A 19,165-nucleotide genomic window follows, 5' to 3' on the forward strand; every position below is an offset into this window, starting at 1 on the left:
AACGCGCCGTACCAGTACTAACGCAAGCCCCTCATACCCTACTCTAAATTCAGTTCAGGTGGTTCAGGTAGATAATAGGCCGGACTCAGTGGTGAGCCGGCTTATTTTTTTTATGTCTTCGTAGCATTTTGCAGTACGGCGATCAGCTGATCCACTTCCGCAACGGTATTGAATGCATGCAGCACGATGCGTAGCCGCTCGCCCCCCCTGGGGACGCTGGGATAAAGGATCGGCCGGACGTCCAGCCCTTCGTCCTGCAATGCCGTCGCCATAGATCTTGCGGCTTCGTTGCCCGGAGTGATGATCCCCTGAATGGGTGTGGAGCTGTTTAATTTTTCAAAAGGAAGGGTAGCTCCCTGCAGGCGGCTGATGATGGTCTGGAGATGCAAGCGTTCCTGCTGCATATCCGGAAAGAGGCTATAGGCTTCTTGGATCGCCAGGATGGCGGATGGCGGCAAAGCGGTGGTATAGATAAAGGGGCGCGAGAAATTAATGAGATAGTCCCGTAACCGATGGCTCCCTAATATGACGGCCCCGTGGCAGCCCACTGCCTTGCCGAAAGTATGCACACGGGCGAAGCAGGCTTTTTGCAGGTGCAGGTGTTGGACCAGTCCTTCGCCTTTTTGCCCGATGATGCCTGTAGCGTGGGCTTCGTCCACGATGAGGTGCGCGTCATGACGCTGGCAAAGGTCGGCCATTTCGGCCAGGGGCGCCAGGTGTCCGTCCATGGAAAAGACGGATTCGGTCACGACGAACAGGGTGCCGCCCTGCCGGGCCGCCTGCAGGCGTTGTTCCAGGTCCTGGAGGTCGTTGTGACCGAAAGAGAAGGCACGGGCAAAGGACAGGCGAATGCCATCCCGGATGGAGGCATGGCTCAGCTGGTCGTAGAGGATGGTGTCCCCTCTTTGCGGCAGACAGCTCAGCAGACCCAGGTTAGCGTCATAACCGGAGTTGAAGATGAGTCCCGCTTCTGCGGCGTGAAAGGTAGCCAGCTCTCTTTCCGTCTCTTCGATGAGCGGATAGTTGCCGGCCAGCAGGCGGGAGCCGCCGCTGCCGTGAGGGGCGCCGGGTTGGCTGTTGGCGCCGGCTGGGTTTGGCTGGGCGGCCAATGCTTTTTCGATCAGCCTGTTGGTGGCGATGCCCAGGTAATCGTTGGAGCAGAGGTCAGTTGCGCCATCTGGCAGTCGCAGGCGGCGGAAAGCGTGCTGGTCTTTTCTTTCCTGCAGCTTCTTATCGAGGAAGTCTTCGTTCAAAGGTTTCCAATTTCCGGCAAACCTACATAATTTCGCCACATGCAATCGCTCTCTCAACAGAAGAATATCCTGGGACTACAGTTGCCCACGGACCCCCGCTGGGTAGATCTGGCCAGTTTGTCATTGGAAGACATCCTCACGGATCATGCCTGGTGTGAGCAGAAGGCCGCCACCAGCTGCATCTCCCTGATCCAGCGTTATTCCGCCAAAGAGAAGCTGGTGCAGGAGCTGTCGCCCCTCGTAACGGAAGAATGGGGACATTTCCGGCTGGTGCTGGCTGAATTGAGCAAAAGAGGCCTGAAGCTGGGCCGCCAGCGAAAGGACCAATATGTGAACAAGCTGATGGAATTCGAGCTTAGGGGTGGCAGTGAAGAGCAACGGTTCCTGGACAGGCTGCTGATCTTCGCTCTCATCGAGGCCCGCAGCTGCGAGCGTTTCAAGCGGCTGAGCGAAGGGCTGGATGACGAGTACCTGCGGCAGTTCTACCGGCGCTTTATGGAAAGTGAGGCCGGTCATTACCATCTTTTCATCGAGCTGGCGGAGACATACGTAGATAAGGAAGCGGTGCGCCGGCGATGGAAGGAATGGCTGGACTATGAGGCAGGGGTAATGGAGTCGCAGGAGATACGGGGGGACAGGATCCACTAATAATACTAATGCACCGATAGTTTTTCTACGTACACTGCGGTAAACTCTTCCATTTTCTTTCTCCTGTATTGCATGACCCAACGGGGATGCGGCAGCGGGATGATCTCCCCGAAAAACCCGTGCTTGTCATTGATCCGCCGGAACTGCTTGTAATTCTCTCCTTCTCCCAGGCAAAAGCAATTGTCCGTGGTGGTGGGGATCGTCTCCAGCTGCTGGCGGATGCATTGTACGATGAAAGGTTCGGAGGATCTTAACAATTCCTTATCGTCATAATAGTTGAGGTTCTTCCCATTCCAGGTGAAGGCCAGCGGGAAGAGCGCGGTGATGAAATAATCCCCATAGAATTGCTTTACCCCTCCGTATTTATCGATCATTGCATAGATGAACTGAGAAGACAGCTCGGGCAGCTTTTTCAGGTTGCTGGGAATGCCGCATTTCTCTTCCAGCCGGATGGGATCCGTAAAAGGGACGCCTGTGACGCCTGCTCCGAAGCGGCCGGGATTGATGCCGAAGATAAATTTCCGGGGACGGGTGTCGGAATAGAACTTTTCATAGAAGGTTTTTGCCAGGCGCCATGCCTGGGGATCAAGAAAGGGATTCATGATCTCTATGCCGGACGGCATGGAGAAGGATGGATCGAGCTTTTTATAGAAGTCCAGGATAGCTTTTGCCTGCGTGGTTGTTTTTGACATGTGATATGCTAAGGTCGCACGTAAATCCCTATGAATTTGTTAATGTGCGCCGGCGAACCAGGCCAGCTCTTCAGACAGATCGAGAAAAGGGTAGCGCCGGGCGAGGTCTTCCGTCTTTTGCAGATGGTCCCAGAGGAATCGTTTATGCGCCTGCGTGGCGGGTTGGAAAGCCTTATGCCGGCGGGCCGTGACGATCTTTTTCACTTCCGCCATAATGCCCTGGGATTCGGCGCCGATGTAATGACGGGTAAATTCTTCCAGGACGAATTGGGTAGCGGCATAATTCGGATGGACCATGTCGATGTCATAGAACCGGTAGTCGCGGAGCACGTCGATCACCAGCTCGTAAGCGGGAAAGTAATACAGCCGGCCGAACTTATTCACCAGGTGATGGACGGACTCGATAAGCCGGGCCTTGCTCCTGTTGTTCTCCACTACCCCATCCCGGATATGGCGCACGGGGCTAACAGTGAAGATTATCCGCAATGCCGGGTTGAACTGGAAGAGCCTGTAGAGGCAGGTATCCAGGGCTACGATGATCTCTTCGATGGTCATTAAATGCTTTCGGAATATCTGACCCGGGGCGCGGTGGCAATTGGCGACGGGGGCTCCGCCTGCATCGGCCGGGTTATAGCGCCCCGGCAGGAACTGTGCCGGGGCTTCCGGCAGCAGCCTGTATGAAAATGCGCTGCCCAGGGTGATGATAAGCCATTTGGTCTCTTTCAGGAAGGCATGCGCCCGGGCAAGGGAATCATTGATACCTTGCAGGGCCTCGTCTTTGTCCATACGCGAGAACTGGCTGTGATGCTGCCAGCTTTGCCACAGCTCGTTGAAATAGACGAGGTCTTTTTCTTCGAAGGGGCGTCCATCCATATACGATGTAATGGAGGAAGCCACGCTGGCGGGATCGAATAGAATACCATTAGGGTTTTGCAGCGTATCGAATTTCCAGTCGCTGAGGGCGTTGCCGATGTGCTCGGTAAAGCAGCTGCCTGTCAGCATGATCTTATCGGGGTAGCCGATGGGCTGCGGCAGCGGGTCGATCTGTATGGGAAGCTGAAGGTCCATTATACGAAAATTTCTGAAGCCAGTTGTAAGGATGCGGTCAGTGCGGTGTGATCTATGCCGGTGGTGAGACCCTTGTGTTCGAAGTAGGGGATCATGAGGGCGCTGTCCATATTGCCTACCAGGTGGTCGCCCGCCATGGGGCAGCCGCCGATGCCTTTTAAGGCGCCGTCGAAGCGACGGCAGCCGGCCTGCAGGGCGGCATCGATCTTGGCTTTCCAGTGGGTGGCGGTGGAGTGCAGATGCACGCCAATGGTATGGTCCGGCAGCTGTCGCACCAGGTAGTCCGTCACGGAAAACACCTGTTCGGGCGTGGCCAGTCCTACCGTGTCTGCAAGGGAAATGATACGGATACCCAGGCGGGTGAGCGTGTCCACCCATTGGAAAACGATCTCCTCCGACCAGGGGTCGCCGTAAGGATTGCCGAAGCCCATGGATATATATACGACCAGCTCTTTTTGTCTTTTCACGCAGAGGTCCTGGATCTCCTCGACTGTGGCGATGGAGCCTTCCACTGTTTTGTTGGCATTGCGGAGCTGGAAGGTCTCCGACACGGAGAAAGGGAAACCCAGGCAGGTGATCTCGTCGAAGGCGGCGGCCTCTTCCGCGCCCCGGAAATTGGCGACGATGGCCAGTAGCTTCGTGGAATTGCCATGCAGCTGCAGTCCGGCCAGCACCTGCGCAGTGTCGGCCATCTGCGGGATGGCCCTGGCTGACACAAAGCTCCCGAAGTCGAGGGTATCAAAGCCTGCTTTCAACAGGGAATTGATGTATTCGATCTTTTTTTCCGTGGGGATGATGTGGGGCCAGCCTTGCATGGCGTCCCGGGGGCATTCGACGAGGGTGACCTTTCCGTTGTGACGTGTCATTAGGCAAATTTAGCTAAATTACCCTTCTAAACTGATAGCAGATGCCTGAGGATATGCCTCCCTCCCATCCCAACAACAGCCTGGGTGACAAGTTCAGCGACCTGATAGGGCTGGAAGAGCTGCAGGATTTCCGCCTCTCGCATATCTTCTCGGAAGTGTTCAAAAAACATACGGCAGAAGAAATGGAAGAGCAGCTGATCACGGGGACGATCCGGCATACGCCGTCCCTGGCAGAGCTGGACGTGAAATGGGCAAGGCCCTGGCTTTTTGCAAGACTGCTCGCAGGCAGTTCTATATTGGCCGCCGTCCTTTACCTGGCATTCGAGCAGTTTGAAAATATCAACCTGATCCCGGGGATGATCTTCGTAGGCTCTTTTGCCGTGCCCGTCTCCACGCTGATCTTCTTCCTGGAGATGAATGTCCCCCGCAATATTTCGATCTTCAAAGTGACGCAACTATTATTCGTAGGTGGTATTGCCTCGTTGATACTGGCCCTCGTGTTCTTCAGCAACTTCGAGCTGTTCACCAGTTTCCTGGGCGCCTCGGCTGCCGGCATCATCGAAGAGACGGCCAAGCTGTTGATCGTGGCCTGGCTGGTGGGACGGCAGCTGCGTTATAAATGGATACTGAACGGGCTTCTCCTGGGCGCTGCCGTGGGTACCGGCTTTGCCGCTTTCGAGAGCGCAGGGTATGCATTCCGTTTTATATTGGGAGGAGGTGTCGCCGTGGGCGGAGAGATCATTATGCTCCGGGGTCTGCTGGCGCCTTTTATGCATATCGTGTGGACGGCGAATGCGGCGGCGGCGCTGTGGATGGTAAAGGGCGAAAGGCCTTTTAGCTGGGAGATGTTACAGGCGCCTGCCTTTCTGCGTGTTTTTCTGGCGATGGTCATCCTGCATATGATCTGGAATGCGCCTTTCGGATTGGTGGCGTTGCCTGTGGTGCAGGACCTGAAGTTCGTGCTGCTGGGCATATTGGGATGGATCATCTGTTTCCGGCTGGTGCAGGCGGGATTGCGGCAGCTGAATAAGGCGAGGCAGGAGCTGCAGTTGCCGGCGATACAGGAGGGGTTGTGACGTTGTAGATAAGGGAAGGAGTCTGGCAAACCAACTGCCTAAGTATCAGTATTTTGAATGATTTCCTAACCACGATTATATAATCTAAATTTGTTGAAAAGGAATATAGCGATGGAACCATCCAGCATAAAACAGAAACTTCACCACTATATAGATGTGGCAGACGAGAAAAAACTACAGGCCATATATACCATCCTGGAAGATGAGATAGAAGGCGAGTATTTTTATACCCAGGATGAGATAAGGATGTTCTATGAGCGTAGGCAGAAACACCTGAATGGCGAAGGCAAGACCTATACAGTAGAAGAAACCTTAAATCTGGTCCGCCAGAATAGAAAATCAAATGGTCTATAAGGTAATAGTTAGAGACTTGGCTAAAGAAGATACTCAGGCTGCATACGATCACTATGAAGATGAAAGACAGGGTTTAGGGGAGGAATTTTTGGAAGAGCTACTAAAGAAGTTTGATGATCTCACCAGTAAACCTCATAACTATGGGTATATAGATGATCAAGCTATCATTCTCAATGTGAAAATAGACAGATTCCCTTATGTGATCGTTTTTGAGATAATCGAAGATAACGTGGTTGTTTACTCGGTGCATGGCACCTCTCGCCATCCCAAAAGAAGACTGAGGAAAATATAACACCCAGAACAGAGACCACCAGCTATTCACAGGGCCCACTTTAATTATAAACCACACCCTCATTATACTGATACCAGATCTTCGCCAGCTTTCCGCCGTCAAAATACAATCTCACTGTATATAACCCACGAACTTCGGAAGACACCACCGTTGCAATGGAGAACCCCCATTCGCCATAGGTCGTCATATCCGGATCGAAGGTTTTATCCAATGGCTTATCCGGCAGAATGATCCGATACCCGCCATATCCGGGCAACTGATAGATGGCCAGCAATTTTGCATAAATTCCGCTGACAGGATCGCCGACATGAATGGTCGCTGCATCCGGTGCGCCGGAAGGCCATTGGGTGATGTCGTCGGGAAGGGGGAACTCGAAAAGGACCGCCGCGGGCGAGCTGCCGATGCGGATGCCCCATTTACTCCCGCTGGTAATGGTCTCCACGGACGGGAGGTTTTTGCTTTTTATGCATGAGAATAGTAATAGCGCTGGAAAGGCCAGTAAGAAGATACGCTTCAAATAATGTTCCGTTAAGAGTCTTTCCTAACCCAACCGGTGCTTCAGCGCTTCATATAAGATGATCCCCGCGGCAACGGATACGTTGAGTGAATCGAAATCACCTGCCATCGGGATGGAGAAATGTTCATCAGCCGCCTTGCGTATATAGGATTGTACGCCCTTGTCCTCACTGCCCATCACGATGCAACAGGGTTCGGTGAATGACAATTCGAACACCTTTTTCTTTGCATTCATTTCACTGGTGAATACTTTGATCCCATTGAGGTGCAGGCTATCCACGGCTTTGAGCAGGCTGTTGACACGACAGATGTTGATACGTTCCAGGGCGCCCGCAGAGGATTTCATCGCCTCTTCGTTGAGGGCGCCGACGCCTTTGTCGGGGATGATCAGCGCCTGGGCGCCGCAGCAGAGGGCGGAGCGGGCGATGGCGCCGATGTTACGGACATCCGTAACGCCGTCCAGCATGACGAATAAAGGGGTCTGCCCCATGGACACCACATGATCGATCACTTCCTGCAGATCGAGGTATTGGACCAACCCGGCAAAGGCCAGGACTCCCTGGTGATTGGCCCGGGTGAGGGAATTCAGCTTTTCGGGCGGCACCATCTGGATGGGAATAGCGTGCGCTTTCGCCAGCTGGCGGATCTCGCCGATGGACTCGCCACTGGTGTTGCGGCCAAAAAGGATCTTATCGACGGCCCTCCCTGCGCGGATGGCCTCAATGAGAGGCTGCCGGCCGATGATGAGGGATGATTGCTTCATGCAGCATTATTTTTACTTTCAGGATGGCCGCCACGGACATGGAGTCCGTGATGATGCCTTGTTCCACCATGCGATAGGCTTCCGCAAAAGGCAATTTACGGACGACCAATTGTTCCGTCTCTTCAGGCTCCGGCTCGCGTTGCTCCAATTGCCGGGCAAGGTACAGAATCGCTTTTTCGTCGCTGACGGAATTGGAGAGATGCATTTCCATGATGGGCGTCCATTCTTTGGCCACCAGCCCCGTCTCTTCCAGCAGCTCCCTCTGGGCGGATGCCACCGGAGGGACCGCGGGGTCGCCTCCCCCTTCGGGAATCTCCCAGCTGTATTGGTCCAGGGGGAAGCGGTACTGGCCTACCAGCCAGGTGTTGAGGTCTTCGTCCAGGGGCAGGACACCGATGGCGATGTTCTTAAAATGGACCTTACCGTAGATGCCTTTTCCCCCTCCCGGGTTGATGACATCGTATTCCGTCAGTCCGATCCATTGATTGTCGTAGACGGGACGTTCGGAAAGAATGGTCCATGGATTGTGCGATTCGTTCATATTTAAATGAAAAACCTCCCTTACGGGAGGTCTTTTTATTTAAGACCGAAAGCTTTTTTTACTTTCGGAACATAGTCCAGTTTTTCCCAGGTGAACAGCTCCACCTTTTTCTTCAGCTCCTTGCCGTCGGGAGAGGTGAAGGTCTTTTCCACCGTCTCGGATTTACGGCCCATATGACCATAAGCCGCAGTTTCGCTGTAGATGGGGTTGCGCAGCTTCAGGCGGGTTTCGATGAAGTAAGGCCGCATATCGAACAGCTCCATTACTTTCCTGGCGATCTGGCCGTCTGTCAGCTGGACCTTGGCAGTGCCGTAGGTATTTACGTTGATGCTGGTAGGCTGTGCTACGCCGATGGCATAGGACACCTGTACCAGGATCTCGTCGGCTACGCCGGCGGCTACCAGGTTCTTGGCAATGTGACGGGTGGCATATGCAGCTGAACGGTCGACCTTGGAAGGATCTTTTCCGCTGAAAGCACCGCCGCCATGTGCGCCCTTGCCACCGTAGGTATCCACGATGATCTTACGGCCAGTGAGACCGGTGTCCCCGTGGGGACCGCCGATGACGAATTTGCCGGTGGGGTTGATATGATATTTGATCTGGTCGTTGAAAAGCTTTGCGTATTTCTTATATTTTGCCTTTACGCGGGGGATCAGGATCTCGATGATGTCCTTTTTGATCTTCGCCTGCATTTTGGATTCCGTGTCGAAATCATCGTGCTGTGTGGAAACCACGATGGCGTCGATGCGTACGGGCTTGTTGTTGTCGTCATATTCCAGGGTCACCTGGCTTTTCGCGTCCGGGCGAAGATATTTGATAGCCTTGTTCTCCCTTCTCAGGACAGCCAGCTCCAGGAGGATCTTATGAGCCAGGTCCAGCGCCAGGGGCATATAGTCCTCTGTCTCGTTGCTGGCATAGCCAAACATCATTCCCTGGTCGCCTGCTCCCTGCTCTTCCTTCTTCTTCCTGTCAACACCCTGGTTGATATCGGAAGATTGCTCGTGAATAGCGGAGAAGATGCCGCAGGAGTTGGCTTCGAACATGTATTCGCTCTTGGTGTAGCCGATCTTACGGATCACACCGCGGGCAATTTCCTGTACATCCAGGTAGGCCTTAGACTTTACTTCACCGGCAAGTACCACCTGGCCTGTGGTTACCAGGGTCTCGCAGGCTACTTTTGACTGGGGGTCAAAAGCCAGGAAATTATCAATCAGCGCATCGGATATCTGGTCGGCCACTTTATCGGGATGGCCTTCAGAAACGCTCTCGGAAGTAAATAAATAAGGCATGGTGCGTTTAAAAGATTTAAAATAGTATTAATGGGTTTCTCTTACGAGCGCAAAGATAATAATTGCGTTCTAAGCAGAATCGTTAATTTCTGCCTATTTATTATATGGCCGGCTAAGTTATTTGCTTAGGTCCGTATAGAGCTGCAAATAATCGCTCAGATCGGATTCGGCGTTGAAGGACAGGACCTTCTTACCCCTGATCTTACCAAACTCCTCGACGAGCTTCTTATCAACCTTCTCAGCTCCGAAGGTTATAGCGTCGGCATAGGTGGCGCCTCCCCGGAAAAGACCGGTGTTGTTGCCTTCCTTATAAGGCTCCAGGTCCTTTTCCTTGATGTTGGCGTGTATATTGGCGATTTTGAGGAAATCATTGCCCAATTTCTCCTTGAAAGTGTTCTGCCCGATGGTGAAAACGCATTTGCTATGGGCAAAAACGGGCTCTTTCTTATAAACTGTCTTAAGATACAAAGGGATCAGGCCCGTCATCCAGCCGCTGCAATGAATGACGTCAGGGGGCCATCCGAACTTTTTCACGGTCTCCAGGGCGCCTTTGCAATAGAAGACGGTGCGCAGACCGTTGTCGTCGAACCACTTCTCCTCCTCGTCGTGAAAGATGAACTTCCGCTTGAAAAGGTCCTCATTATCCAGGAAATACACCTGCAACCGGGCATTGGGCAGGCTGGCCACCTTGATCTGTAAAGGAAAATCGTCATTATCCACCGCTACATTGATCCCGGACAAGCGTACTACCTCATGAAGACGGTGCCTGCGCTCGTTGACCACCCCAAAGCGCGGCATAATGCAACGCACTTCAAACCCACTTTCATTTGATTTAATTGCCAGCTTGTTCACGATCTCTGCAAATTCTGTCAGCTCTAAATAAGGCGACATTTCGTTGGCAATAAATAAAATTCGCTTTTTTTGTAGCATTATTTGAATTGATTAATGAGACGAACCTTAACCAATTGATCACATAAGGCGACCAATTTGGTTTGCAAAATTAAGCATTTTTATTGTAAAATCGTTGCTGTGGCCCATCCCCGCGGCATTAAAAGCTGACAAATGATCTTATTAAAGAAAGTGGAGGATCTCTCCCGATGGCTTGGAAAACAACGGCTGGCGGGTGAATCCATTGGTTTCGTACCTACGATGGGCGCCTTGCATGAAGGACATATATCACTTATTGATATATCTAAAAAAACCGCCGGGTTCACGGTTTGCAGCATTTTTGTAAATCCAACCCAGTTCAATGATCCTAAGGACTTTCAAAAATATCCTATCACGATTGAGAAGGATATTCAGATGCTGGAAAAAGCGGGTACGGATGTCCTTTTCCTCCCTGAAGTGAATGAGATCTATCCCCAGGGGATAAGCGGATTGGAAAAATATGACCTCGGAAGGCTGGAATCACTACTGGAGGGCGCTTTTCGTCCGGGGCATTTCCAGGGGGTTTGCCAGGTGATGCGGCGGCTCCTGGAAGCCGTAAGGGCGGACCACCTGTTCATGGGGCAGAAAGATTACCAGCAATGTATGGTGGTTCGGAGGCTGCTGGAGATCATCGGGCTCCCTACCCTGTTACATCCCTGCCCCATTGTACGGGAGGCGGATGGTCTGGCTATGAGCAGTCGTAATTTGCGATTGTCTGACGAGCAGCGGAAAAAGTCCGTTGCGATCTACCAGGCGCTGGCCCGGATGAAGGAAGGCTGGGGAGAAGGGATCTGGGACGAAGGCGTGGCGGACATCAGCGGGAAAATCGAGGAGCTTACCTGGGAAGCGTTGTCTTTTCTGGAGGCCCATGATCTCAGGGTGGACTATGTGGCCATTGCCGATCCTGTCACGCTGGAGCCATTGGCCCCCGGCCAACGCGACGCCATCGCGCTGGTGGCAGCATTCATGGGTGAGGTCCGGCTGATCGACAATATGTCTTTGTCGTAATGTCCGGAATACGGATTTTTCAAAAATTTAATCCGTCGGCCGGAAAAATCTAATATCTGACCTTCGGACAACGAACCTCCGGCTCGTTTTGTGAACTTTACATACGGCGGAAGTGTTATCTTGCCAAATTATGAACATAGAAATCCTCAAATCAAAAGTACACCGGGCCGTCATTACGGAGGCGAACCTGAACTACGTCGGCAGTCTTACACTGGATGAAGACCTGATGGACGCCGCCAACATGATCGAGAACGAGAAAGTGCAGATCGTCAATGTCAACAACGGCAGTCGCATCGAAACCTATCTCATCAAGGGCAAAAGAGGCTCGGGCACCTGCTGTCTCAATGGACCGGCTGCAAGGCAGGGTGCGGTGGGCGACATTGTCATCGTCATCTCTTATGCACATATGGACTTCGAAGAAGCCAAGCGTTTCACTCCGCGGATAGTATTTCCAAAAGAAGGAAATAAGCTGTAATTTGGCATTGTATGAAGAAGAAACTCCTGGCGATACTTCAATATCTTTTCTTCGCTGCGTTGGCAGCGTTTTTTGTGTGGCTGAGCCTGAAGGATATGAATGCTGAGAATTGGGCAAAATTGAAGGATGCGCTCCATCGGGCAAACTACTGGTTGCTGGTGCCTGTTCTTCTTCTCCTGCTGGCGAGCCATTACCTGCGGGCCCTTCGCTGGCGGCAGCTGATGGAGCCATTGGGCTATAAGCCATCCAGGATCAATGTTTTTTTGGGGGTCATGATCGGCTATTTTGTCAACCTGGGCGCCCCGCGCGTGGGAGAAGTGGTGAAATGCACTGTCCTGGCCCGTTATGAAAAGATACCGGCCGACAAGCTGGTGGGAACGATCGTAGCGGAGCGTGCTTTCGATGTCATCTGTCTGCTGGCGGTGTTCAGCCTGACACTTGTCTTCCAGTTCGACGTCATCCATTCCCTCACCGCCGATAAGTTCAACGTCCTTTTCCACAATGCAAGCGGACAGGTGTCCTATATCAAGATCCTGGCCCTGGTGGCCGGCCTGCTGATCCTGTTTTTTATCACGCGCTTTTTCCTGCGCCGGTTTGCCCATGTCAACCTCGTGCAGAAGGTCAAGGCAATTGCGGTCAATATCTGGCATGGCCTCACCAGCGTAAAGGACCTGAAGAATAAGCCATTGTTCTTCGTATATACGGTGGGGATCTGGACCCTCTACCTGCTCAGCACCTGGTTTGGATTTTTCGCCATCAGCGAGACCAGGCATCTGACCCTCGTGGACGCCCTGAGCGTGCTGGCCATGGGCAGTGTGGGGATGATCGTATCTCCGGGCGGTATCGGAGCCTATGCATTATTGGTGGAAAAGACCGTCGCCTTCTATGGTGTGGCGGGCAATCCATACGGGGAAGCACTGGGCTGGCTCCTTTGGTTCGGGCAATTGCTGAGCTTTATCCTGTTCGGCGTAGCCAGCTTTATCCTCCTGCCCAGAGTAAACAGAAGAAAAAATGAAGCAACCACAAATTATTCAACAGAAAATATTTGACCTGCCGGGGCTGCTCCACCAGTTGCGACGCTGGAGGCTTCTTGGCAAGACCATCTCTTTCACCAACGGATGCTTTGACATCCTCCACAAGGGACATATCGCGTCTTTGTCCGATGCGGCCAGGGAAGCCGACTTCCTCGTAGTAGGCGTCAATTCGGATGCCTCGACCCGGCGGCTGAAGGGCGATGGCCGTCCTGTGAATGACCAGGATGCCAGGGCGACCCTGCTGGCTTCGTTGCTGATGGTGGATGCCGTGATCATTTTTGACGAGGACACGCCATTTGAGCTCATCAGCGCTGTGCAGCCGGATGTGCTGGTGAAGGGGGGTGATTACACGGTTGACCAGATAGTAGGTGCGAAGGAAGTGATCGCTGCCGGCGGGCGTGTAGTGATCAATCCGATCGTAGAAGGTTTTTCTACGACGGGGATTATTGGGAAGATTTGCAAATTATAGATATTGTTTCTTTATGTGCTTGATGACTGCAGCTAGGCGCCTTTAGTTGCAGGGTTACTATAATGCATTTCCCGACAGCTATGTGCCTTCCGTCGCTGTACATTGGGTACTTCAATGCAATTCCCGACAGCTATGTGCCTTCCGTCGCTGTAAATTCGGCACCACTGGACTTTTATTCATCCATCAACAGGAAGTGCTATTGGGCTGTGGTGCCTGAATGCCCTAACCCGAATTTAAGGCTCCTACAGGCCATAGCTGGTCGGATGCCCGTGGATGGGGCGAGGGGGGATTTGATAAATGAGGCGAGTTTGAAGGGATTAAGGCTGGGGCTTGCAATTCAGGGGTGTGAGGTCGACCCTGCCGTGGAGTCCGCCTTACCTTTCCTACGGTTGAGATTTGTGAAAATGTTTGATAAAAGTTATCGTTGAAAAAAAAACTTCCATTGATCGGAGATGGAAAGTACAGCGGCGGAACGGTTAGGGCCGCCGAAAGTGCGGAGGAGAAACAAACCTCAGGCGCTGTAAGTTTTCATTTTGCAATTCCCGACAGCTATGTGCCTTCCGTCGCTGTAAATTCGGCACCACTGGACTTTTATTCATCCATCAACAGGAAGTGCTATTGGGCTGTGGTGCCTGAATGCCCTAACCCGAATTTAAGGCTCCTACAGGCCATAGCTGGTCGGATGCCCGTGGATGGGGCGAGGGGGGATTTGACAAATGAGGCGAGTTTGAAGGGATTAAGGCTGGGGCTTGCAATTCAGGGGTGTGAGGTCGACCCTGCCGTGGAGTCCGCCTTACCTTTCCTACGGTAGGGATATATGTTGGAGCCCGGCTATAGCCATCGTTGATTGTAGTAATGTTTTTTATCGGAGATTGAAAGTACAGCGGCGGAACGGTTAGGGTCGCCGGCAAAGCGGAAGAGAGGTCGCCGAAAGTGCGGAGAAGGGGTCGCCGACCAAACGGGAAAGAAACGAATATAGTGGCGGTCTAGCCGTGATACATGCGTTCCACTTCCATGACGATGTTTTCGATGGTCTGGTCATCGCCTTTCGGGTCATAGGGCTGCTTGAGGTTGCTGCCGAAGAAGAAGGCCACTGTCTGGTAGAACCTGGCCGTAAACCCACCCTTATATTCCTTGATAAGATTGTAGCAGTTGTTGCCGGTCTGCCGGTTGATCAGCTTCATCAGCACCTTTCCCTGGTATACAGAGAGTTTTTCCAGGGGATCTGAAAATTCCTTTTTCAATTCCTTCTCCCGGGATTCCAGGTAGGCTTTCCTGTCCCCGGGCTTGTCCAGCAGCGCCAGCCTGGCGTTCATCTCGTTGATGATCATTCCTGCCCGGCGTGCATAGGGATAGGTGACATAGACGGCATTGCGCAACCGCGTCCATTCTTCCCATTTTTTCCGGGAAGCCGCCGTCATCCTGGCCGTCACCCATGTCATTTCCTGGGTACGGGCGGCGATGAGCTCCCCATTATATATTTTGGCAGGCACCATGATAGTGTCGTAAGGGCCCAGCTCCGGGCGGGGAATATTGCTTGTATCCGCTTGTGCAGACGCGCCTAGCGCCGCCATCAGGAGTACGAGGACAGTCAGAGATGGCAGATATTTCCGGTTGCGATGGGCCATGAGCGTCTTAAAATTAGTAAAAAGAGGTCATAGTTGATACCCTTTAAGAGCCTATTGTAACCCTGTGGAAATGTTAAATTATTGCGCGCGCAGGGCACGGGCCTGGCGCCTTCTCCATACCATGCTCATAATGAAGCCAATGATCATAATAATGGTCCCGATCCACAGAATATTGATCTGCGGGAATTCATAAACTTTTAATGCTACGAAGGGGACCATGGCGGCGGATTCCTTTATTCCCAGGTCTATTTTCCGGCCTGCGGACAGCCCGTTGAAGCGGAGGGCCAGGTTCTGGGCAAAGACCGTGTCATGGATATATTGCGCCTGGTTGTCTTTGACGTAATAAACAGGTGTGGCCGTATAGTGCATACTATCCTTACTGATGATAGTGAGCTTGGCCATCAGGGCCGTATCGCCTTTGCCAAAATGATATTTTTCAGGGTTTACCACGATGGAGTCGAGGATGATGATGCCCTTGGAATAAAATACGGTGTCGTGCAGGGCGACCGGATTGCTCTTGAACCGGACGGTGTCGTCGCGGCGTTGTTCCGGATTGTCGGCAGCGGTGATATAGCTGAAGATGTCCCTGTCAAAGTAGTGATACTTGTCCGGGTTGGCCGAGATCTGCTGCTGTCCCTTGTTGGACTTTAGCCAATGCGGATAGAGATCGAAATTCTTGGTGCCGTCCTTTTTCTCAAAGCGGATGTGGAAGTATTGCGCCTTGCTGCGGGGCTCTATCGAGTCGCCGTCGATGAAGGTAGTCCAGTATTTCCCCATGTCGGTGCGCACGCCTTTCAGCAAGGTGATGTTCTCCGTTGGGTCCTGCTTGGCCTCGGGATCGAAGGTAAGCATGATGCCCGTCGTATTATGAGAGAGCACCTCCTTCTTCGCCGAGGAGAACAGGATACCCACCAGCATAAGCCCGAAGCCGACATGCGCAATGGAAGCGCCGGCGGCCTTCAGCTTGCCGCGCATGCCACTGTAGATATACGCTGCGTTGGCCACGACGGAATAGATGGCGGCAAACATGGCCAGGTGAATGGCTACCATGAAGCCGGCGCCATACTTATCGTAGTTGATGCCTCCAAAAACGCTGACGAGGATGGATATGGTAAGCGCTACAATGGTAGGGACTGCTATCTTTTTGATGAGATGGTCCTTTGCGGTCACTTTGTATTTCAGGTACTGTGTCACCGCCGTAAAAAGGCCCAGCAGGACGGCGATGAAGATCTCCACGCGGTTGTACGCGAAAGTGGGATCGTCGCCGGTGGTCAGCTTTTCTTTTCTGAAAAGGTTCATCACAGGCAGGGAGGTGGACACGATAATAAAGAGAGCCGACAGGAAGAGCACGAGTGAGCCGATGAACATCCAGAATTCCCGGGAGCTCGTCTGCTCCTCTTTTGCGATGAAAGGAATTTTTTTATAACGGGCGATGAAGAGCCCATAGGCCGGAATGAAGAATACGGCTACAAAAAGGCCCAGCTGCACGTTCATGCCCGAGTCCACAAAAGCGTGCACAGAGGTGTCTCCCAGCACGCCGCTGCGGGTGAGGAAGGTGGAATAAAGGATAAAGATAAACTGGGTGATCAGGAAAAAGTAGGTGGCGCGGAGGGAGTGCCCCGTAGCATTGTATACTACCTGCGTATGCAGGCCTGCCACCATCACGAGCCAGGGCACCAGGGAGGCGTTCTCCACAGGATCCCATGCCCAATAGCCGGCGAAGCTGAGGGATTCATAGGCCCAGGCGGCGCCCATCATGATGCCGGTGCCCAGCACGGCCGCGGAGAACAGGGTCCAGGGCAGTGCGGTCTTTGTCCAGTCGCCGTATTGTTTTTTCCAAAGCCCGGCAATGGCATAGGCGAAGGGGACTATCGTCGAGGCAAAGCCGAGAAATAAGATGGGCGGATGGATCACCATCCAATAATTCTGCAGCAGGGCGGCCAGTCCCTGGCCATCTTTCATCTGCGGGAAGCTGAGATAATCCGCACGGCTGAAGATGGGTGCGCCGGTCATCTTTTCCCTCAAAAGGATGAAAGGGTTGATACCGATGTTATGGCCAAATACATAGATCCCCAGGATCATGGTGGCCACGCAAAAGAGGGCAAAGGACATTACTGTCATCACCGGGGCTTCCCACTTGCCGGCTTTTTTTATCAGGATGGCGCCCAGCACACAAAGCCAGATGGTCCACAAGAGGAAACTACCCTCTTGTGCTTCCCATATACAGGCCAGCAGGTAATTGAGAGGGAGGCTTCTGCTGGAGTGCTCCCAGGCGAAGTTGTATTCAAAAAGACGGTTGGATACGATGTAGATGATGGTGAACAGTACGGCGAACACGGCCAGGACGTCTATTCCGAAAGCGATCCTTCCCATTTTCCGCCAGCTTTGCGCTTCATCGGGCGTCTTTGCGTTGGTGGCTTTGAAATAGGAGATCAGTGCGATAAGACTGGCGGCCAGTGAAAGAACAGCGAAGAAGTGCCCGATCTTCCCGGGCAAAAGATGTTCACCAATATATTCCATGATCGGACATTAATTTTGAGTCAGTTCTTTCTTAGCCGCATTCGGATCATCCTTGTATTTGGAGGGACATTTCAGGAGGATGCCGTCCTTGCGGGAAATTTCAAATACGTCCCCGTTCATCCTCCCTTTCAGGGTGATCCTTTCAGCCTTTTCCAGGTCATAGGGCTTCTCGAAGTGATAGACCACTTTTGCCGTATTGCCCAAAGTATCGCTGATGTGAAAACTGACGAAGTTGGGGTTCTTCACCGGATCGTACTCTATTGGCAGCTTGTTGTCCAGGTGAGCGATGATCGTGACGGTCTTGCCGGGCTTTTGCCGGGCGGAAGCGATGGTCTCATACGTGGACAGGTTGCCCATAAAGCTGATGAGGATGGCTACGGCTGCGGCGATCGCTACCAGTATAACGATTTGTACTTTCTTCATATCTGGTTGTAAAATTACGTCAGGAATCGATAATAATATAAAGAGATTGGGATGAACTGCAGGTCATATCTTTTTAAATACGACGATGCCATTGTGTCCCCCGAACCCAAAAGTATTGCTCATGGCTACTTTTACGGGATGATCGATGGCTTCTCCCAATAAAATGTTAAGACTGCGCGGAATGGCCGGATCCACCTCTTTTGTATTGATGGTAGGAGGAATTACGCCGTCCCTTATGCTGAGGATACTGGCAATGGCCTCGATGGCGCCCGCGGCGCCCAGCAGGTGGCCTGTCATGGATTTGGTGGCGCTGATGATCAGTCCTTTTGGCGCCTGTCCGAACAGGCGCGTGATGGCGTTGATCTCGCTGAGATCGCCCACGGGAGTGGAAGTCGCATGTGCGTTGAGATAGTCCACCTGTTCTTTGTTCACTTCCGCATCTTTCAGGGCGTCTTCCATGGCCCGCCGGGCCCCTGCCCCTTCCGGGTGGGTGGAAGTCATGTGATAGGCGTCGGCGGTCATGGCCGCGCCGCCCAGTTCGGCGTAAATGTGCGCTCCCCTTGCCCGGGCATGCTCATATTCTTCCAGGACCAGGGCCCCTGCCCCTTCGCCCATAACAAAGCCGTCGCGGCTAGCATCAAAAGGACGGGAGGCGCCGGTGGGATCATCATTGCGGGTGGAGAGGGCTTTCATGGCATTGAAGCCACCGATGGAAGCCTCTGTCACAGGCGCTTCGGAGCCGCCCGAGATAATGACCTTAGCTTTGCCCAGCCGGATATAGTTGAGTGCGTCCATAAAGGCCGTATTGGAAGTGCTGCAGGCAGACACGGTGGTATAGTTGATGCCCATCAGTCCGTATTTGATGGAGATCATGCCGGAAGCCATATTGGCAATGAGCTTGGGTACGAAAAAGGGGCTGAAACGGGGTTGGAGCTCGCCTGTGGGAGTAGTCGGGCCCGTGGCGTATTCCCTCACCTGTTCTTCGAAGGTCGCCATACCGCCCTGACCGCTGCCCCAGATGACGCCGGTGTCGAAGGGGTCCATTTTACTGAAGTCCAGGCCGGAATCTTTGATGGCCTGGCTGGCTGAAGCCAGCGCATATTGGGTGAACAAGTCTGTACGTTTGATCTCGTTACGGTCCAGCGCGCCCGTGGGGTCGAAGTTCTTCACCTCGCAGGCAAAATGGGTCCTGAAAGCAGCTGAATTGAAATGGGTGATCGGACCCGCGCCGCTGGCGCCTGCCTTCAATTGCTCCCAGAAAGAGGCAGGATCGTTCCCCAGCGGGGTGATAGCGCCCATACCTGTAACAACTACTCGTTTCAT

At 52.9% G+C, this 19,165-nt stretch carries 22 protein-coding genes; 9 read left to right on the forward strand and 13 right to left on the reverse strand.

Features of this window, described 5'->3' with window-relative positions:
• Positions 1-110: 110 nt before the first annotated feature.
• Positions 111-1,253, reverse strand: coding sequence for an aminotransferase class I/II-fold pyridoxal phosphate-dependent enzyme (locus tag Q4E93_RS05895; protein WP_303583380.1), 1,143 nt, complete (start codon positions 1,251-1,253; stop codon positions 111-113).
• A gap of 39 nt (positions 1,254-1,292) precedes the next feature.
• Between Q4E93_RS05895 and Q4E93_RS05900 the strand changes: the two genes are divergently transcribed.
• On the forward strand, positions 1,293-1,901 hold the full coding sequence (locus Q4E93_RS05900; RefSeq protein ID WP_303583381.1) for a MiaE family protein: 609 nt from the start codon (positions 1,293-1,295) through the stop codon (positions 1,899-1,901).
• Positions 1,902-1,906: 5 nt separating this feature from the next.
• Here the strand turns inward: Q4E93_RS05900 and Q4E93_RS05905 are convergent, their stop codons facing one another.
• The 3 genes from Q4E93_RS05905 to Q4E93_RS05915 are packed head-to-tail and all read right to left on the reverse strand — an operon-like array spanning position 1,907 to position 4,527.
• Positions 1,907-2,593, reverse strand: a complete 687-nt coding sequence (locus tag Q4E93_RS05905) for a uracil-DNA glycosylase family protein (protein WP_303583382.1) — start codon at positions 2,591-2,593, stop codon at positions 1,907-1,909.
• Between the two features lie 39 nt (positions 2,594-2,632).
• Positions 2,633-3,661, reverse strand: coding sequence for a GSCFA domain-containing protein (locus tag Q4E93_RS05910; RefSeq protein WP_303583383.1), 1,029 nt, complete (start codon positions 3,659-3,661; stop codon positions 2,633-2,635).
• Entirely contained in the window at positions 3,661-4,527 is an 867-nt protein-coding gene (locus Q4E93_RS05915; RefSeq protein WP_303583385.1) for a hydroxymethylglutaryl-CoA lyase, read from the reverse strand. Before Q4E93_RS05915 ends, Q4E93_RS05910 begins: the two co-directional genes overlap by 1 nt.
• A gap of 41 nt (positions 4,528-4,568) precedes the next feature.
• Here Q4E93_RS05915 and Q4E93_RS05920 point away from each other — a divergent pair, with 41 nt between their 5' ends.
• The 3 genes from Q4E93_RS05920 to Q4E93_RS05930 all read left to right on the forward strand — a co-directional run bounded on the left by Q4E93_RS05920 (position 4,569) and on the right by Q4E93_RS05930 (position 6,249).
• Positions 4,569-5,603 (forward strand): PrsW family intramembrane metalloprotease, encoded by a 1,035-nt coding sequence (locus Q4E93_RS05920; RefSeq protein ID WP_303583387.1) that lies wholly within the window; start codon positions 4,569-4,571, stop codon positions 5,601-5,603.
• A 111-nt stretch (positions 5,604-5,714) separates the two neighbouring features.
• A complete protein-coding gene (locus Q4E93_RS05925) occupies positions 5,715-5,957 on the forward strand; it encodes a hypothetical protein (RefSeq protein WP_303583388.1) in 243 nt (80 codons plus the stop codon).
• Entirely contained in the window at positions 5,947-6,249 is a 303-nt protein-coding gene (locus Q4E93_RS05930) for a type II toxin-antitoxin system RelE/ParE family toxin (protein WP_303583390.1), read from the forward strand. Before Q4E93_RS05925 ends, Q4E93_RS05930 begins: the two co-directional genes overlap by 11 nt.
• A 40-nt stretch (positions 6,250-6,289) precedes the next feature.
• Here the strand turns inward: Q4E93_RS05930 and Q4E93_RS05935 are convergent, their stop codons facing one another.
• The 5 genes from Q4E93_RS05935 to Q4E93_RS05955 form a co-directional block, all read right to left on the reverse strand.
• Positions 6,290-6,691: a hypothetical protein gene (locus Q4E93_RS05935; protein ID WP_303583391.1), complete on the reverse strand. Its 402-nt coding sequence runs from the start codon at positions 6,689-6,691 to the stop codon at positions 6,290-6,292.
• A 99-nt stretch (positions 6,692-6,790) separates the two neighbouring features.
• Positions 6,791-7,528, reverse strand: coding sequence for a 23S rRNA (guanosine(2251)-2'-O)-methyltransferase RlmB (rlmB, locus tag Q4E93_RS05940; RefSeq protein ID WP_303583392.1), 738 nt, complete (start codon positions 7,526-7,528; stop codon positions 6,791-6,793).
• A complete protein-coding gene (locus tag Q4E93_RS05945; protein ID WP_303583393.1) occupies positions 7,485-8,069 on the reverse strand; it encodes an NUDIX domain-containing protein in 585 nt (194 codons plus the stop codon). Before Q4E93_RS05945 ends, rlmB begins: the two co-directional genes overlap by 44 nt.
• 35 nt (positions 8,070-8,104) lie before the next feature.
• Positions 8,105-9,358, reverse strand: a complete 1,254-nt coding sequence (gene metK / locus Q4E93_RS05950; RefSeq protein ID WP_303583394.1) for a methionine adenosyltransferase — start codon at positions 9,356-9,358, stop codon at positions 8,105-8,107.
• Positions 9,359-9,475: 117 nt separating this feature from the next.
• Positions 9,476-10,288, reverse strand: coding sequence for a glycogen/starch synthase (locus Q4E93_RS05955; protein WP_303583395.1), 813 nt, complete (start codon positions 10,286-10,288; stop codon positions 9,476-9,478).
• 132 nt (positions 10,289-10,420) lie between these two features.
• Here Q4E93_RS05955 and panC point away from each other — a divergent pair, with 132 nt between their 5' ends.
• From panC to Q4E93_RS05980, 5 genes are all read left to right on the forward strand, one after another.
• Positions 10,421-11,293: a pantoate--beta-alanine ligase gene (panC, locus tag Q4E93_RS05960; protein ID WP_303583396.1), complete on the forward strand. Its 873-nt coding sequence runs from the start codon at positions 10,421-10,423 to the stop codon at positions 11,291-11,293.
• Positions 11,294-11,423: 130 nt separating this feature from the next.
• Complete coding sequence (panD, locus tag Q4E93_RS05965) at positions 11,424-11,768, forward strand: aspartate 1-decarboxylase (protein ID WP_303583398.1); 345 nt, start codon at positions 11,424-11,426, stop codon at positions 11,766-11,768.
• A gap of 11 nt (positions 11,769-11,779) precedes the next feature.
• Positions 11,780-12,817, forward strand: coding sequence for a lysylphosphatidylglycerol synthase transmembrane domain-containing protein (locus tag Q4E93_RS05970; protein ID WP_303583400.1), 1,038 nt, complete (start codon positions 11,780-11,782; stop codon positions 12,815-12,817).
• On the forward strand, positions 12,780-13,271 hold the full coding sequence (gene rfaE2 / locus Q4E93_RS05975; RefSeq protein WP_303583402.1) for a D-glycero-beta-D-manno-heptose 1-phosphate adenylyltransferase: 492 nt from the start codon (positions 12,780-12,782) through the stop codon (positions 13,269-13,271). The genes Q4E93_RS05970 and rfaE2 overlap by 38 nt, the downstream gene beginning before the upstream one ends.
• A gap of 424 nt (positions 13,272-13,695) precedes the next feature.
• A complete protein-coding gene (locus tag Q4E93_RS05980; RefSeq protein ID WP_303583404.1) occupies positions 13,696-14,082 on the forward strand; it encodes a hypothetical protein in 387 nt (128 codons plus the stop codon).
• Positions 14,083-14,257: 175 nt separating this feature from the next.
• Here Q4E93_RS05980 and Q4E93_RS05985 read toward each other — a convergent pair whose 3' ends face one another.
• From Q4E93_RS05985 to fabF, 4 genes are all read right to left on the reverse strand, one after another.
• Complete coding sequence (locus tag Q4E93_RS05985) at positions 14,258-14,899, reverse strand: DUF4294 domain-containing protein (protein WP_303583406.1); 642 nt, start codon at positions 14,897-14,899, stop codon at positions 14,258-14,260.
• Positions 14,900-14,977: 78 nt separating this feature from the next.
• A complete protein-coding gene (gene ccsA / locus Q4E93_RS05990; protein WP_303583407.1) occupies positions 14,978-17,419 on the reverse strand; it encodes a cytochrome c biogenesis protein CcsA in 2,442 nt (813 codons plus the stop codon).
• A gap of 9 nt (positions 17,420-17,428) precedes the next feature.
• Positions 17,429-17,842, reverse strand: a complete 414-nt coding sequence (locus tag Q4E93_RS05995; RefSeq protein ID WP_303583409.1) for a cytochrome c maturation protein CcmE domain-containing protein — start codon at positions 17,840-17,842, stop codon at positions 17,429-17,431.
• A gap of 63 nt (positions 17,843-17,905) precedes the next feature.
• Positions 17,906-19,165 carry a beta-ketoacyl-ACP synthase II gene (gene fabF, locus Q4E93_RS06000; RefSeq protein WP_303583411.1) on the reverse strand — a complete coding sequence of 420 codons (1,260 nt, stop codon included), beginning with the start codon at positions 19,163-19,165 and terminating at the stop codon, positions 17,906-17,908.

This window comes from Flavitalea plasmicola (assembly GCF_030546645.1).
In the GTDB taxonomy this organism is placed as follows: domain Bacteria; phylum Bacteroidota; class Bacteroidia; order Chitinophagales; family Chitinophagaceae; genus Puia.

Coding starts and splice junctions, on each gene's coding strand:
- rfaE2 (WP_303583402.1), top strand. CDS start 12,780: ATGAAGCAACCACAAATTATTCAACAGAAAATATTTGACCTGCCGGGG.
- Q4E93_RS05995 (WP_303583409.1), bottom strand. CDS start 17,842: ATGAAGAAAGTACAAATCGTTATACTGGTAGCGATCGCCGCAGCCGTA.
- Q4E93_RS05955 (WP_303583395.1), bottom strand. CDS start 10,288: ATGCTACAAAAAAAGCGAATTTTATTTATTGCCAACGAAATGTCGCCT.
- Q4E93_RS05910 (WP_303583383.1), bottom strand. CDS start 3,661: ATGGACCTTCAGCTTCCCATACAGATCGACCCGCTGCCGCAGCCCATC.
- Q4E93_RS05905 (WP_303583382.1), bottom strand. CDS start 2,593: ATGTCAAAAACAACCACGCAGGCAAAAGCTATCCTGGACTTCTATAAA.
- Q4E93_RS05925 (WP_303583388.1), top strand. CDS start 5,715: ATGGAACCATCCAGCATAAAACAGAAACTTCACCACTATATAGATGTG.
- panD (WP_303583398.1), top strand. CDS start 11,424: ATGAACATAGAAATCCTCAAATCAAAAGTACACCGGGCCGTCATTACG.
- metK (WP_303583394.1), bottom strand. CDS start 9,358: ATGCCTTATTTATTTACTTCCGAGAGCGTTTCTGAAGGCCATCCCGAT.
- Q4E93_RS05945 (WP_303583393.1), bottom strand. CDS start 8,069: ATGAACGAATCGCACAATCCATGGACCATTCTTTCCGAACGTCCCGTC.
- rlmB (WP_303583392.1), bottom strand. CDS start 7,528: ATGAAGCAATCATCCCTCATCATCGGCCGGCAGCCTCTCATTGAGGCC.
- fabF (WP_303583411.1), bottom strand. CDS start 19,165: ATGAAACGAGTAGTTGTTACAGGTATGGGCGCTATCACCCCGCTGGGG.
- panC (WP_303583396.1), top strand. CDS start 10,421: ATGATCTTATTAAAGAAAGTGGAGGATCTCTCCCGATGGCTTGGAAAA.
- Q4E93_RS05985 (WP_303583406.1), bottom strand. CDS start 14,899: ATGGCCCATCGCAACCGGAAATATCTGCCATCTCTGACTGTCCTCGTA.
- Q4E93_RS05930 (WP_303583390.1), top strand. CDS start 5,947: ATGGTCTATAAGGTAATAGTTAGAGACTTGGCTAAAGAAGATACTCAG.
- ccsA (WP_303583407.1), bottom strand. CDS start 17,419: ATGGAATATATTGGTGAACATCTTTTGCCCGGGAAGATCGGGCACTTC.
- Q4E93_RS05915 (WP_303583385.1), bottom strand. CDS start 4,527: ATGACACGTCACAACGGAAAGGTCACCCTCGTCGAATGCCCCCGGGAC.
- Q4E93_RS05970 (WP_303583400.1), top strand. CDS start 11,780: ATGAAGAAGAAACTCCTGGCGATACTTCAATATCTTTTCTTCGCTGCG.
- Q4E93_RS05900 (WP_303583381.1), top strand. CDS start 1,293: ATGCAATCGCTCTCTCAACAGAAGAATATCCTGGGACTACAGTTGCCC.
- Q4E93_RS05920 (WP_303583387.1), top strand. CDS start 4,569: ATGCCTGAGGATATGCCTCCCTCCCATCCCAACAACAGCCTGGGTGAC.